The sequence below is a fragment of the Peteryoungia desertarenae genome (genome assembly GCF_005860795.2).
Lineage (GTDB): Bacteria > Pseudomonadota > Alphaproteobacteria > Rhizobiales > Rhizobiaceae > Allorhizobium > Allorhizobium desertarenae.
Genome location: NZ_CP058350.1, coordinates 173464 through 188621, shown reverse-complemented (window position 1 = coordinate 188621; position 15158 = coordinate 173464). Strand labels below are relative to the sequence as shown.

General features: G+C 57.8%; 11 protein-coding genes and 1 pseudogene. 4 read left to right on the top strand and 8 right to left on the bottom strand.

Annotated elements, in window-relative coordinates; all coding sequences use genetic code 11:
* Positions 1-52: 52 nt before the first annotated feature.
* The 6 genes and pseudogenes from purU to FE840_RS00835 form a co-directional block, all read right to left on the bottom strand.
* Positions 53-937, bottom strand: a complete 885-nt coding sequence (purU, locus tag FE840_RS00860; protein WP_138288883.1) for a formyltetrahydrofolate deformylase — start codon at positions 935-937, stop codon at positions 53-55.
* Positions 938-1063: 126 nt separating this feature from the next.
* The gene (glnT, locus tag FE840_RS00855; protein ID WP_138288884.1) at positions 1064-2371 is read right to left on the bottom strand and encodes a type III glutamate--ammonia ligase; all 1308 of its coding nucleotides are present in this window, start codon (positions 2369-2371) and stop codon (positions 1064-1066) included.
* A 96-nt stretch (positions 2372-2467) separates the two neighbouring features.
* Complete coding sequence (locus tag FE840_RS00850; protein ID WP_138288885.1) at positions 2468-3796, bottom strand: FMN-binding glutamate synthase family protein; 1329 nt, start codon at positions 3794-3796, stop codon at positions 2468-2470.
* Between the two features lie 15 nt (positions 3797-3811).
* The gene (locus FE840_RS00845; protein ID WP_138288886.1) at positions 3812-4498 is read right to left on the bottom strand and encodes a GltB/FmdC/FwdC-like GXGXG domain-containing protein; all 687 of its coding nucleotides are present in this window, start codon (positions 4496-4498) and stop codon (positions 3812-3814) included.
* A 7-nt stretch (positions 4499-4505) separates the two neighbouring features.
* On the bottom strand, positions 4506-5414 hold the full coding sequence (locus tag FE840_RS00840) for a class II glutamine amidotransferase (RefSeq protein ID WP_138288887.1): 909 nt from the start codon (positions 5412-5414) through the stop codon (positions 4506-4508).
* Positions 5415-5534: 120 nt separating this feature from the next.
* Positions 5535-6487 (bottom strand): annotated as a pseudogene (locus FE840_RS00835) (GlxA family transcriptional regulator).
* Between the two features lie 160 nt (positions 6488-6647).
* Between FE840_RS00835 and FE840_RS00830 the strand changes: the two are divergent.
* Entirely contained in the window at positions 6648-7742 is a 1095-nt protein-coding gene (locus FE840_RS00830; protein ID WP_138288889.1) for a glycoside hydrolase family 5 protein, read from the top strand.
* Here the strand turns inward: FE840_RS00830 and FE840_RS00825 are convergent.
* The gene (locus tag FE840_RS00825; protein ID WP_138288890.1) at positions 7669-9033 is read right to left on the bottom strand and encodes a UDP-phosphate alpha N-acetylglucosaminyltransferase; all 1365 of its coding nucleotides are present in this window, start codon (positions 9031-9033) and stop codon (positions 7669-7671) included. The two genes, FE840_RS00830 and FE840_RS00825, sit on opposite strands and share 74 nt — an antisense overlap.
* Positions 9033-11051 carry a GumC family protein gene (locus tag FE840_RS00820; RefSeq protein WP_138288891.1) on the bottom strand — a complete coding sequence of 673 codons (2019 nt, stop codon included), beginning with the start codon at positions 11049-11051 and terminating at the stop codon, positions 9033-9035. Before FE840_RS00820 ends, FE840_RS00825 begins: the two co-directional genes overlap by 1 nt.
* 307 nt (positions 11052-11358) lie before the next feature.
* Between FE840_RS00820 and FE840_RS00815 the strand changes: the two genes are divergently transcribed.
* The 3 genes from FE840_RS00815 to FE840_RS00805 are packed head-to-tail and all read left to right on the top strand — an operon-like array spanning position 11359 to position 15154.
* Positions 11359-12504: a glycosyltransferase family 4 protein gene (locus tag FE840_RS00815; protein WP_246318815.1), complete on the top strand. Its 1146-nt coding sequence runs from the start codon at positions 11359-11361 to the stop codon at positions 12502-12504.
* Positions 12501-13640 (top strand): GumK N-terminal domain-containing glycosyltransferase, encoded by a 1140-nt coding sequence (locus FE840_RS00810; RefSeq protein ID WP_138288893.1) that lies wholly within the window; start codon positions 12501-12503, stop codon positions 13638-13640. Before FE840_RS00815 ends, FE840_RS00810 begins: the two co-directional genes overlap by 4 nt.
* On the top strand, positions 13637-15154 hold the full coding sequence (locus FE840_RS00805; protein WP_138288894.1) for an oligosaccharide flippase family protein: 1518 nt from the start codon (positions 13637-13639) through the stop codon (positions 15152-15154). The genes FE840_RS00810 and FE840_RS00805 overlap by 4 nt, the downstream gene beginning before the upstream one ends.
* The last annotated feature ends 4 nt before the right edge of the window (positions 15155-15158 follow it).

The following is a 15158-nucleotide window of genomic DNA, read 5'->3' as shown; positions in this document are numbered from 1 at the left end:
CATTTCCGTCCATCCCGGCGCTTGAATGACACCGGGAATCCAAGGGTTACCTTCAGCCCATGCGCTCGGATGCGTAGGAGCCTGGGCTTGCCGGGAAGACAACGGTGCGGTTGCCGTTAATGAAAGTGCGGTGATGAATGTGAGCGTGGATAGCCCGTGCCAGAACCTGGCTTTCCACGTCGCGGCCCAGTGAGACATAGTCTTCGGGGCTTTGGGCATGGGTGACGCGCACCGTGTCCTGCTCGATGATCGGACCTTCATCAAGATCGGCGGTCACGTAATGCGCTGTGGCTCCGATCAGTTTCACGCCGCGCTCAAAGGCCTGCTTGTAGGGATTGGCGCCCTTGAAGGACGGCAGAAACGAGTGATGAATGTTGATGATCTTGCCGGACATCTTCTGGCAGAGGCTGTCGGATAGAACCTGCATATAGCGGGCTAGCACGATCAGCTCGGCGCCGGTCTGCTCGACCAGTTCCATGAGCTGTGCCTCGGCCTGCGGCTTGTTTTCCTTGGTCACCTTGATGTGGTGGAAGGGGATGTCGTGATTGACGACGACCTTCTGGTAATCGAAGTGGTTGGAGACAACGCCCACGATCTCGATTGGCAGAGCGCCGATCTTCCAGCGATAGAGTAGGTCGTTGAGGCAGTGTCCGAAGCGCGATACCATTAGCAGGACCTTCATCCGCTTTGCCGCATCATGGAGCTCATAGTCCATGCCGAGCTCTGTGGCGATCGGAACAAAGCCTGTCTGCAAATCGTCGAGTGTCGCGCTCTTTTCGGAGATGAAGGAGACGCGCATGAAGAACTTGCCGGTGTCCAGGTCATCAAATTGCGACGAGTCGACGATGTTGCAGCCCTGCTCGGCCAGATAGCCCGAAATCGCGGCCACGATGCCACGCGTCGATTTGCAGGATACGGTCAGTACGTAACTCGTCATTGTCTTTGTCTCTCCTGGTCCAGGTATGCGCCGTGCGTCTCTAACCCAATGATAAGGCGCCGGAAAGCCCGGCGCCCATAAGTTTCACGGCGATCATCCTCAGATCATTGCAGCCGCTCGCCCTGCCTAGACATCCAGCGCATTGGCTCTTTCCCATTGCGTGAAATGACCGGCATAAGCGTTCCACTCATTGTGCTTGAGCTTAAGATAGGCTGCAGAAAACTCCGTTCCCATTGCGTCTTTCAGGAGTGCATCACCGTCGTATTGGCGCAAGGCATCGAGCAGATTGAGCGGCAGGCGTGGGGCATCCGTCACCAGGTGGCCCTGCTGATACATGTCCAGATCCGAATGTGGTCCCGGATCCGCCTTGTTCTTCATCCCGTTGAGGCCGCAGGCTATGATCACGGCCTGAAGAAGATAGGGATTGACCGCACCGTCGGGCAGACGGAGTTCGAAACGACCTGGGCCCGGTACACGGACCATATGGGTGCGGTTGTTGCCGGTCCATGTGACGGTGTTGGGCGACCATGTGGCTCCCGACACCGTGCGCGGCGCGTTGATGCGCTTATAGGAATTGACCGTTGGATTGGTGATCGCGGCGATGGCAGAGGCATGGCTCATGATGCCTCCGAGGAAATTCCGGCCCTGATCCGATAGACCGAACTCCCGGTTGTCATCGGCAAAGATGTTCTTGGTTCCATCCTTGTCCCAGACGGAGATATGGCAGTGGCAGCCATTGCCGGTCAGTCCTTTGAAGGGCTTGGGCATGAAGGTTGCCCGCAACCCGTGCTTTTCCGCAACGGACTTGACCATGAACTTGAAGAAGGAGTGCTTGTCCGCCGTGTTCAAGGCGTCATCAAACTCCCAGTTCATCTCGAACTGTCCGTTCGCATCCTCATGGTCGTTCTGGTAGGGCTTCCAGCCGAGTTCGAGCATGTAATCGCAGATTTCGGCAATGACCTCATAGCGGCGAAGCAAGGCCTGCTGATCGTAGCAAGGCTTTTCCGCGATATCGAGACCGTCCGAGATCTCGGAGCCATCGGCTGAGATCAGGAAGAATTCCGCCTCCACGCCCGTCTTGACGCGCATGCCCTGTTCGGCGGCGTCAGCGACCAGACGCTTCAGGATATTGCGGGGTGCCTGTTCGACCTTCTTTCCCTCCATCATGCAGTCTGCGGCGACCCATGCGACTTCCTTCTTCCATGGGAGCTGGACGACGGAATGCGGGTCAGGGACGGCAAAGAGATCCGGGTGAGCGGGCGTCATGTCGAGCCATGTGGCGAAGCCGGCGAAACCTGCTCCTTCTTCCTGCATGGCCCGAATTGCTGCGGTTGGGACCAGTTTGGCGCGTTGGCCGCCAAACAGGTCGGTATAACTGATCATGAAGTATTTTATGCCGCGTTCGCCGGCATAGTCTTGAAGATCCAGTGTCATTTCGTTCCCCTTTGGATTTTTTGAAGACACTTTTCTTTTTGTTATGGGTCTTTGGCATGTGGCGCGACAGGATCTGCCGCGAAGAGATTGGTGGCGTCAGAGGCCTCCCTTGCCGGGAATCCAGTTCGTGCCGGCCAGGGGAACCTGGGCCATGGCCGAGGCTTCAATGGTCAGGGCACAGAGGTCTTCCGGTTCAAGATTGTGGACATGGTTCTTACCGCAGGCGCGCGCGATCGTCTGGGCCTCCAGCGTCATGACCTTCAGGTAGTTTGCAAGACGACGACCGGCGGCAACGGGATCGAGACGCATGGCCAATTCCGGGTCCTGGGTGGTGATGCCTGCCGGGTCCTTGCCCTCGTGCCAGTCGTCATAGGCGCCAGCAGTTGTGCCAAGGGCATTGTATTCCGCTTCCCAGCGCGGATCATTGTCGCCGATCGCGACAAGTGCTGCCGTGCCGATCGAGACCGCGTCGGCACCGAGTGCGAGAGCCTTGGCAACGTCTGCGCCGGAGCGGATGCCGCCCGAGACGATCAGTTGTACCTTGCGATGCATGCCGAGATCCTGCAGCGCCTGCACTGCCGGGCGAATGCAGGCAAGCGTCGGCAGGCCGACGTTTTCGATGAAGACTTCCTGGGTCGCAGCAGTGCCGCCCTGCATGCCGTCGAGAACAACGACATCGGCACCGGATTTCACCGCCAGTGCGGTGTCGTAATAGGGTCTTGAGCCGCCAACCTTCACATAGATCGGCTTTTCCCAATCGGTGATCTCGCGCAGCTCGTTGATTTTGATTTCCAGATCGTCCGGCCCGGTCCAGTCGGGATGGCGGCAGGCAGAGCGCTGGTCGATGCCCTTGGGTAGCGTGCGCATTTCGGCGACGCGATCGGAGATCTTCTGGCCAAGCAACATGCCGCCGCCGCCGGGTTTGGCGCCTTGGCCGACCACGACCTCGATCGCGTCGGCGCGACGCAGGTCCTTTGGATTCATGCCATAGCGCGAGGGCAGATATTGATAGACGAGGATCGAGGAATGGCCGCGTTCCTCCTCGGTCATGCCGCCGTCGCCAGTTGTCGTCGACGTGCCGGCAAGTGTTGCACCGCGCCCCAGTGCCTCCTTTGCCTGACCGGACAGCGAGCCGAAGCTCATGCCGGCGATCGTGATCGGGATTTTCAGCTCGATCGGCTTTTTGGCGAAGCGCCACCCCAGCACGACATTGGTATCGCAGCGTTCGCGATAGCCCTCCAGCGGATAGCGCGAGATGGAGGCTCCGAGAAACAGAAGGTCGTCAAAATGCGGCACCTTGCGCTTGGCGCCGCCGCCGCGAATGTCATAGATGCCCGTTGCCGCTGCACGGCGGATTTCCGACAGGGTATAATCGTCGAAGGTTGCGGAGTGACGCGGCTTGGTGGGCGGGTTCTGATAGCTCATCGGTCTCTTCTCCGCTCAGTAGGCGTCGGCATTGTCGATGTTGAAATTGTAGAGCTTGCGGGCGGAGCCATAGCGGCGGAATTCCTCCGGCTTGACATCGGTGACGCCAGCTCTTTCCAGAAGCTCGGCAAGCTTTTCGAGATGCTCGGGCTTCATGGGCTTTTCGATGCAGTCTGCACCGAGGCTCTTTACCTCGCCGCGCACGAAAAGCTTCGCCTCATAAAGGCTGTCGCCGAGCGCTTCGCCGGCATCGCCCAGCACCACAAGATGACCGGACTGGGCCATGAAGGCCGACATATGGCCGATCGATCCATGAACGACGATGTCGATACCCTTCATGGAGATACCGCAACGAGAAGCGGCATTGCCCTTGATGACGAGGAGGCCGCCGCGTCCGGTTGCGCCAGCATATTGGCTGGCATCCCCCTCGATGATCACGGTGCCGGACATCATGTTTTCGGCCACACCCGGGCCGGCAGAGCCATGAACGGTCACTGTCGCTTCGGCATTCATGCCGGCGCAGTAATAGCCGACATTGCCCTTGATCTCGACGGTTAGGGGCTGATCGATCCCAACGGCGACGGAATGGCTTCCGCGCGGGTTGATCACCTCGAAATGGGTGTCGTTGCTGCCTTCGGGGACAGAGTGGAGTGCCTGGTTGAGTTCGCGCAAGGGCGTGTCGGAAAGGTCGAATTGGGGCATGGTGTCCTCAGGCTGCCTTTTCATGATCCCAGAAATAGACGGTCGCCGGTTCCGGCTCCCAGACCCGGGCGTTTTCAATATCCGGCAGTCCGACCAGGGCGCGATATTCCGAACCGAAGGCGACATAGCGATCGGTTTCGGCCATCACGGCTGGCTTGCAGGCAATGGGATCGCGCAAGACGCCAAAGCCGGAGCGGGTGCCGACGACGAAGGTGAAGAAGCCGTCGAGGTCCTGAATGGCGCTGTCCAGCGCCTCGCCCAGATCCTTGCCGCGCTTCATCTCGGCGGTCAGATACGCCGCTGCGACTTCGGAGTCGTTTTCTGTCTCGAACTGCATCCCGATCCGCTTCAGTTCGCGTCTCAGATTGTTGTGGTTGGACAAAGAGCCGTTGTGCACGAGGCACTGGTCGCTGCCCGTGGAAAAGGGATGGGCCCCAAGCGTCGTGACAGCGGATTCGGTTGCCATTCGGGTGTGTCCGATCCCGTGCGTACCGGTCATCTTGCGAATGTCGAAGCGTTGAAGCACGTCCTTTGGCAGGCCGGTTTCCTTGTAGATCTCAATGCTATCGCCAGTGCTCGTCACGCGGATTGAGGGATGATGGTTGGACAGGAGACTGCGCGCCGGGTTCAACTGGTCGCGCGGCAGAGAAACGACTGCATGGGTATCCTTGATCGTGAGGCTGACGAGCGTTCCCAGCGTGTCGGACAGCGCGGCACCAAGCGCTGCGAAATCCGTCTCGGGCGTTGCTGATTGCAGCGTGATCTTTGCTTGCCCGGGTGTTCCAGACCCATAGATTGCGATCCCGGCGCTATCCGGGCCACGGTCGGTCATGGTTACCAGCATGTCTGACAGCAGACTGCCGAGCAAAGGCTCCATGCTCTTGTCCTTGAGAAAAAGTCCGACGATGCCGCACATCGCTGCTGCTCCTGTTTTCCGTGGTGATGGAACAGCTAGCAGAGTGAAACCGTCGTTTCAACTATAAGAAATTTAATTTCCTTATAGGAAAAAATAATTGAACGCCGCGAAGATTTTTCGTTAGCGGCGACCCGCACGCGGGGTATTGCCATAGAGTTCCCTGTATCGGCGGGCGAAATGCGCGGGGCTTGAGAAACCGCAGGCAAACGCGATCTCCGAGACCGACAAGGCACTTTGCTGCAGCAGTTTGCGTGCATGTTCGAGCCTGATGCGGCGATACTCCTTAAGAAAGGTCGAACCGAGTTGTTGCGCAAACAGTCGATCCAGATGACGCGGGGTCACCCCGGCGATCCTCGCAATCGCATCGCGTCAAGCGGTTGTTCGACGGTTGCCTCCATCTTGGTCAGGGCGGCGATCAACGCCGGATGGTGAGCCCGGTGCCGTTCTGGCAGCGATGCGCGCTGCGGTTCTGCCGATGTCGCTACATGGGTGTGAAGGTACCAGTCGCTCACTCTCGTCGCAAAAGCGGAGCCAAGCCGCGCCTGGATCAAGGCATGCATCATGTCGAGAGGGGCTACACCGCCGCCGCAGGTCATACGGTTGCGGTCCGTAACATACCGAGCTTGCTCAGGTTTCAGGCTCGGAAAGTCTTCCATCAGGGCCGGTTCGTGTTCCCAGTGGATGGTAAAGCGATGGTCTTCGATCAGACCGGCCTCGGCAAGAAGATAGGGACCGCCCGAAATGCCGCCGATGAGGATGCCATCCCGCGCATAGGCACGAAGTGCTATGTGAACAATAGGCCAGTTCCACGACCTGGGGTGTCCACCCGCAACGACGAACAGTGCATCGAGCCTTCGGCGAGGCTGACTTAAGGGCTGCGCGGGCACGAGGGCACCGGAGGAGGATGCCACGGTTTCGCCCAAAGGCGAGAAGATATGGATGCGGTAGAGTTCACGGCCTGCAAGGAGGTTTGCTGCCCGCAATGGCTCGACGGCGGAGGCAAAACACATAAGGGCGAAGCCGGGAATGAGGATGAAGCCGATCTCCTGTACGTGGCTGTCGATGTCGGCCATCTCTGAAGACCCTTGTCTTGCGTTGAAGCCCAAACAAGCCGATGCCTTCTGAGCTTGCAAGCTAAATCACTTGTGCATGTCTGTGAGCAATCGCCATTGACGTTGATCTTGTTGGGTCACTAACTTGGCGCGGCCGACCAACAAATCTTGCGGAGGATCAATGCCGTCTCATCTGGATGTCTGCCCAAGGGACACTTCCACTTTGACTGCGGTCGCAAGGCTGCTGGCGGCATCTTGCGTGGCGCTTTCGCTGGTTTCCAGTCCCGCGCTGGCAAATGGCGGATGCCTGCGTGGCGTCAATCTCGCTGGCGCCGAGTTCGGCGAAATCCGGGGCACTTACGGTCAGGATTATATCTATCCCTCTGTCGAAACCATTGATTATTTTGCTGCCAAGGGCTTCACTTCCGTTCGTCTGCCCTTTCGGTGGGAACGGCTACAGCCTGTCTTGAACCAGCCGTTTGACGAAGACGAACTCCGTCGTCTGAAAGACACGGTCAAGGCCATGCGCGACATCGATATTCGCGTCGTACTCGACCCCCATAACTATGCGCGCTACGATCAGCAGGTTATCGGATCCGAGGCCGTCCCTCATGCCGCTTTCGGTGATTTCTGGAGACGTCTTGCGTCAGAATTTGCCGAAGATGGCAATGTGATCTTCGGGCTGATGAACGAACCCTTCGATATGCCGACCGAGCAATGGCTGACGGCAACCAATGTGGCGATTGCGGAGATTCGTACTGTCGGTGCCGGAAACCTGATCCTCGTGCCGGGCAATGCCTGGAGCGGAGCCCATAGCTGGATGGGTGAGGGCTATGGAGGGGCGAATGGTGTGGTTATGCTGGGCGTTGTGGATCCAGCAGATAACTATGCCTACGAAGTTCATCAGTATTTCGATGATGATTTTTCCGGTACGAAGAACAATTGCAGCCGCGCCTCTGATGCGATTGCGGCCGTGACCAACTTCACCAGTTGGCTGCGCGCCAATGGTGCGCGCGGATATCTGGGCGAATTCGGCGTTCCGGCGGAACCCTCCTGCATCGAGGCGCTGGAGGATATGGTTTCGGTGGTCGAGACGAACCGGGACGTCTGGATCGGATGGGCCTATTGGGCCGGTGGTGACTGGTGGCCGGAAACGGAAGAACTCAACATCCAGCCGACAGCAGCCGGTGACCGCCCGCAGCTCAACGGGCTTGTGGCGGCGCTGAACGACGTTTCCGAAGCGGCATCATCCTGTCACGCGCTCGAGCGGTTCTGAGATTCCTGCGCGCGATCTCCATCTGCTTGCGCTCATCGTCCAGCTTGTAAGTCGCCCATTGCGTGGCGTTTGATGTGCCAAGCAAGAACCAGAGCAGGGCTCCGGTCTTGATTGAATAGAACGAATTGCTGATCAGCATCAGCATCAGCAGATAGATCATCACCATGGAATGAAAGGCCCATGCGCGCTTGTCCGCAACAGGGGCGAATGCAAGCACGGCCCATAGCGCGATAAAGCCGAACAGTCCAAACTTGGTCAGGGTGTAGGCGAGACCAGAATCGGCCGTGAACTGCGCTGTCGTCTGAATGCCGAGAACGACCGCAAAGTCGAGTTGTGTCAGCAGGGCTGCCGTCACCTTCAACCGTCCGACGATATCATTCGCACCGCCGTCGGTACCCGTCGCCAGACCGAAGCCTGCGATCACTGCCAGGAAGAGGAAGGGAAGCACCAGCCATGCCGTCCTTGGGATGAAACGGTACACCGGGAGGATAAACACCATCAGGATGCACGTGAGGAAGCCGAAGCGGGAGTCGGCCATGATGACGATCGCCAGAGCCGCAGCCATGACCGCGTATCTCCAGCGCATCGAATTGCGAAACAGCGCCCATCCAAAGCAGATTGCGCCAATGTTTCCTGCGGAAACAGGCTCCAGCATTACCGACGACACCCGATGCTGCCCGAGGAAGGGCAAAAGCGTACGGGGTTCGGGCCGCATGCCGCTGATGAATAGACCTCGTGTCTGACCATAGGTCAGTGCCGGATCGACCGAACCACGAGCGATGAAATATCCAAGAACGTTGAAGTTATCGAGATAGGTTTCCAGCAACAGATACTCGAACAGTCCAAAGCCGAGCATCAGGATGACGGCGACAACCACCAGAGCATCGCCGAGCTTGGGACTCTTGACGTTAATGCCCATGAAGTAAAAGGCGATCGGGATGAGGACGTCGCGTAGGCCTTTCAGATCGATCTCGCCGCGCATGGCGAAAAGAAGCACCATGTAGCTGACATAGGCTACGAGCAGCAGGAAAAAGTCGACCCGCTTCGACAGCGCCGCCAGAAACGCGCCACCGATGATCAGCATCTCGGCCATCATCACGATGGAATCCGTCGTCGCGAAGGCACGTGTGTTGACGAAGCAGAGGCCAAGGTTGAAGGTCAGTGATGCAACGATCGTGACGGCAGCGAGGTGCCGTCGCATAATGCTGAACGGTTCGTGTTCATCGGTATCAGCGCGGCGCAGCGAGATCGGGCCATGCGCCGCGAGCGTGGATACGCCCGTCCGCCGCATCAGCGGGTCTCCAGCAGAACATATCCAAGGATCGTATCGCGGTTTTCGTTCAAGGTGTCGAGCACATCTTCGACGCTGCTTTGGGATGTGTCATTCGCATCGGCAAGAATGATGATGGCATCGGCTGTCTCTGCGAGGCTTGCCAGATGATTGGAAGCTGCCGGCATGCAGGCATTGATAACGACAAGTTCGTTCATGGATTTGCGCTTGCGGGCAACGAAGGTGGACAGGCTCGGACCTTGTTGTGCCACCTTCGCGGGCGACCTTGCGGCTATGCGTTCGTAATGGAGCAGCGTGTCCGGCCCCGAAAGCGTCTCGTTCAGATCTCGCGCTAGGGCTCCTCCAGCCATCTGGTTGACGGAGCGTCTGGCACGGGTTGCCCTTGCCAGTCTGCCCGGTGCGTACAGAATCGTTTCGCCAGCATCTGAGAAGGCTTCGACCAGTGCAGCTGTCGCGTCTCGGCCCGCTTCCGGGTCGCCGGCGCTTGCAAAGACGACAGTCATTGGGCGATCCGATCCGAATGCTGCCAGCAGTTTTGAGGCGGCGACCGACACGTCACCATCAGCCTTCACGTTCTTGCTCTGAACCCGCGATGAGGCCTTTTTGAAGAGGCTCATCAGCGACGATGTCCTCGCGTCATTTGTCGTTTCCATGGTGGCGAGCACCGGCAAACCCGTCTGGCTTGCCAGCTCCTTCACGCTCAGCGACGAGGTTCCGAGCAGTTCACGCATGACAGCAAGGCAACTGCCAAGCGCAGCACCAAACAGCAAGGCGGCGGCCAAGACGAGGAGCTTCAGCTTGGCCATCGACGTGACAACCGGGACTGCAGCTGCAATGATCCGGGAGTTGTTGGTGTTGACCGATTGTTGCTGCCCCAGTTCCTCGGCGCGCTCCAGAAACGCATCATAGAGCTTCTTCACCGCATCTGCTTCGCTTTCCAGCTGGCGCAGTCGTATCAGCGCCGCATTGCTGTCGAAGCCGCTGCGGGAAAGCTCGTCCAGACGGTCTGACAGGGCTTTGCTATTGGCTACCGCACGCTTGTAGTTGACTTCCATCGAACGGCGGATCTGGGTGAGTTCGGCCTGGATCGACTGCTGGACGCTTGCAATCTGGGAGTTGACCTGCCGGATCTGGGGATGGTTTGCGCCAAGATTGGTGGCCAACTGACTGCGGCGGTCGATGAGCGCCGTCAGTCGCTCCTGTAACTGCCCGATTGCGGTGGACTGCAGTGCTTCGGGGATTGCGCCGGTCTCGACCGAGCCCACGGTCATGTTGCGTACTTCGTTGTAAATCGTTTCTCGCTCTTCCTCGATTACCCGTGCGGCAGTGAGCTGCTCACTCAGACCGGCAATCTGCTGATCGATCAGAAGACCATTCTGGCCGCTGCTGATCAGCCCGTTTTCGGATTTGAACTGCTCAACCGCCAGTTCTGCCTTCAGAACTCGATCGCGCAATTCTTCGGCCTGAACCTGAAAGGACTCCTGCGCCCTGCGCGCTGCCTCGCTGCGGGAATCATAGAGTTCCTGCAAATAGACCGAGGCTATGGAATTCGCGATATCGGCAGCCTTTTCGGCGCTCGGATGCTTGACGGAAATTCCGAAAACGAGCGATTGGCCGGCGCGTTCCACGGTGACGATGGACATCAAGGCCTCCACGACAGCGGCATTGAGATCGCGTTCGCTGATGCTGAGTGCCTGCGCTTCGGCCAGCAGATAGGGATCCGTGGTGAGCTTCATACGCTCAACAACCGCATTCATGATCACGCGTGACTGCATCACATAGAGCTGGCTGTCGAGGTTGAACTGGTCCTGCTGAGACGTCGCCGAATTGCCTCGCACGTCCACGCTCTCGGCGACAAGTCCGAAGGGGTCGAGCAGGAGTTGCGTGTGTGCCGTATAAGTCGGGGTGAGTGTGACGATGTAGATGATCCCGATCGCCAGAGTGGCGACGACGGAGATGACCACATAGTGGAAACGCTTCAGGAGAATTCCCGGTAACTGAAAAATGTCGATATCCATTTTTCCCTGCCCCGGATGATAACGCCGGCTTACTTGGTGTTTTCGAGTTTGACCCGGCAACGGACAGAAGCCGTTTTTCCGAGGCAATGCTTACGCTTGCGCTGTCCCTGAAGAGACCGCCGTAGCATCTTGAGACTATTGCAGAGCATGGTTAACAACTGATCAATATGAGGGGAATCCACCAGGCCACATACGGGTCATTAAGAGTTTGATGATACTCGAAAGGTGACGGCGAAGATGTTTTCGCCGCTGCCAAGTCTTTATCCAAAGGTACAGAATGCAGGGCGAAAATCCTCATGAGGACGGTGTGTATTCCAGCGCGCCCCTCAGCCCACTGATCGTTCATGTTGTCCGGCAGTATGCACCCAGCAGGGGCGGGCTTGAAGATGTGGTTGCCAATCTGTCTGCCAACCTGCAGCACCATGGATATCGGGTCCGTGTTGTGACCCTTGACAGGCTCTTTCGTCAGCCAGAAAAAACATTGCCGAAGTGGGAGCAGGTTGGCTCAGTTGGCGTCGTTCGTATTCCCTGGCGTGGCAGCAGTCGCTACCCGATCGCCCCGCAGGTGTTCCGTCACATTCGTGATGCCGATCTGGTGCACGTGCATGGGGTTGATTTCTTCTTCGACGCGTTAGCGTGGACCCGAATGCTGCATGGAAAACCACTGGTTGCCACAACGCATGGGGGGTTTTTTCACACAAAGAAATACGCTGCACTGAAGCGGATCTGGTTTTCTACTGCCACACGCCTTTCCGCGACAGGGTATCAATCGGTCATATGTTGCAGCCAATCTGACCTGGAGATGTTTCAGCCGATTGCGGCCGGGCGAGCTGTCATGATCGAAAATGGCGTCGATGTGGCAAAGTTTGTTGATGCTGCGTCAAGGGAGCCGCGACGCAGCATTGTGACGGTTGGACGTTTCTCCTCCAACAAGCGCCTTGATCACCTGCTCGACAGCCTAAGCGTGCTCGTGCAGAGAGATCGCCAATGGCATCTTGATATCGTAGGAGCACCCTCCGACTGGACCGAGACCGACATAGCTGAGAATGTAAAACGCCGTGCTCTGGATCAACATGTTTCCGTCCACGTCGGGCTGGAGAATGATCAGATCCGCAGTCTTCTTGCCCGCAACAGTCTTTTTGCTTCCGCCTCCGACTATGAAGGTTTCGGACTTGTCGCCGTTGAAGCGATGAGTGCCGGACTACTGCCCGTGCTTCACGGCAATGAGGCCTACTTGGCTTTGCAGCGACGCCATGCTGATGTCCAGATCACCGACTTTTCCGAACCGGAGACAGCGGCGACCGCTATCGAGGCCGCCTATCGGCGCCTTGTTGAGGATCCGCAAAAAGTGCGCGGTGCGGTGATGCAAGCCGCAGCCACCCATGGCTGGGCTGACGTGACCCAGAGGCATATCGCCGTCTACTCCGAGGCTTTGAAGGCGAGCCGCCCATGACGTCAGCTTCTGCGATGCGGCGTGTTCTGATCGTCACCGGCCATCACTTCGCGGACTCAGCCCGCAAGGTCGACCTGCATTTCATGGCGGATGCGCTGCGGGCGCGTGGTGACCATGTGGATTTCCTTATTTGCCGGCTTAGCCCTATCAGTCGGCTCATCAGGGATGGACGCTATCAAGAAGCAAGGCGGCGCCCGTCCAATCGTTGGGTTAGGCTTGGCGACCGTCTTGAGCAATTCGTCTGGGTTGCACCTTTTCATCCGATCAATCTGCGCCTCCCGTTGCTCAATCGGCTATCCGGTCCCATCTTTGCACGATACGGGCTTTTCCTGCCGCGCGCCCTGACAGAACGGTTGACCGATTACAGTCATATCCTCATAGAGAGTGGTCCCAGCCCGCTGCTTACGTCTCGATTGCGCAATCTCGCTCAGAAGGCGCGCTTCATCTATCATGCGGCAGATCGTCTTCGGACAATTTCCGCACACCCAGTGATCGAGAAAGAACTCGGTCGTACGCTGCAAAGCTACGATCTCGTGCACATCATGGCGGAAGCACTGCGCTCAGACTTTTCCACCGATGCGCCGATCCTCTATCTGCCGCATGGCATCAGCAAGGCCGAGTTCGACCAGTCCTCGTCCAATCCCTATGCTTCTGAGCGAAACGCAATCAGCGTCGGTGACATGCTGTTTGATCCTGAACTGATCGATGTCCTGTCAGTATCATTTCCCGAATGGAACTTTCACGTCTTTGGGCGCAACGCAAAGCCCAGCCAGATGCGCTCCAACATCGTGGTGCATGGCGAAGTACCGTTTTCTGCAATTGTACCCTTCATCAAGTTTGCCGATATCGGCCTTGCGTCCTACCGACCCAGTAAGGATGCCGACTATCTCAGCCAGTCGAGCCTGAAAATGATCCAGTACAGCTATTGTCGTCTACCGATTGTTGCGCCAGACTTCGCAGCGACCGGTCGCGATCATGTCAGTGGCTATCGACCCGGTGAAGCCGCTTCCATGCTTGCCGCATTCCGATGCGCCATGTCCTACGATCGCAACAGTATCGACGTTTCATCGATTCTGGACTGGGAAGAAACGGTTGAGCGGCTGTTTGGTCTGGAAGCATCCGGACCTTCGCCATGAGCCATCGGGTTGTTGCGAACTCGGCTCTCAATGCAGCTGCCGGGCTTACATTGCTCTTGATCGGTTTCATCTGCTCGATTGTCACCGCGCGGCTGCTCGGTCCCGCCGCAAGTGGAACAATCGCCTTTTCTCTCTGGCTGGCGCTCACGGCTGCGCTGATCGCAGAACTTGGTACTGGCGTCACCCTTTTGCGGCTTCTACCGCAATTAAAGGGGCAGAACCGTTCTCTCGCCGAGCGGCGCGGTTTTGCCGCCTTCATGCTGCGTCCGGTGATCATCGCGACGCTGATCATCGTTGCGGTTTATGGCGGCTATGTCTGGATGGCAGACCATGAACACTGGGCAACCAGTGCGCCAAGCGTTGCCGCGATCACGGGGCTTTTGATTATCGTCCAGTCGATCGGTGCCTATTCGAAGAATGTGCTGCTGGGCGAGCAGGAGGTCGGCACCTTCTTCAAGATGTCGCTTGCGGCGGGACTGCTGCAACTGACCGCTGTCGTTCTGGGTGCCGTCTTTTTCGGCATACCAGGCGCTCTTTTGGGCTATGTCTTCGGTTTTACACTGCAGTTTTTCTACACCCTCGGCCTGTTGCGCTACCGCGCCGACAATTGCGGCTTGTCCTCCCGCTATCTTGCCGGCTCTTCGACAATTCTTTCGGTGATGTATGTCGTCGACTCGGTCTTTCTCAACCGTCTTGAGCTCTTGTTTCTAGAGCGGTTCCACGGGGTCGAAATGGTCGGCTACTATGCCGTAGCACTGTCGCTGGCCAATCTGGCGCTCCAGTTGCCAGTTCAGCTGACGGGAAGCCTACTGCCTTATTATTCGGAGCAAATGCAGAAGGCTGGACATCGCCGGTTGCCTGCTATGACCTTTGCCAATGTCCTGCGGAACCTCGCCTATATCACCCTGCCTCTGAGCTTCGGTCTCGCTGTCGTTGCGCCTCGGCTCGTGACTGCGGTTTTCGGTCCAGCCTTTGCCGAAAGCGGGACTATTCTCGTGCTGCTCGCGATGGTGGCCCCGCTTTATGTCCTTGCGGCCCTTTGTACGCAATATCTGTTGTCGCAGGATCGGATCAAGGCACGTCTGATGATCAGTGTTGCGGGGGCGGTCATCACGGTTGCGGGCTCGTTTCTGCTCATTCCGACGTGGGCAGGGGAGGGGGCTGCCATCGTCCGTATCCTCAGCCTCATCGTCATGATTGGTCTGATGTTCAAGATCATGGAGTTTGATGGCAGTCTCGCAAGTCTCGGTCCGCAGCTTCTACGCATAATGGGTGCCGCACTTCTTACGGCTATAGCCGCATATATGGTTCTGGAAGGCTTGACTGGTCTCATAGGCCTCGTGTTGGCGATTCTTGCGGGTATTGTTGCCTATCCGATCGGACTGAGACTGTTCAAAGCCTTCCCTGACAGTGACAGGCCGGTAATAGAAGGATTGCTGGCCCGTCTTCCGAAACGAGTGTCGTTCTTGACCGGCCTGCTTTCCCGTTTCCTCTTTGCCGGTCGCGGGCTCTGACAAT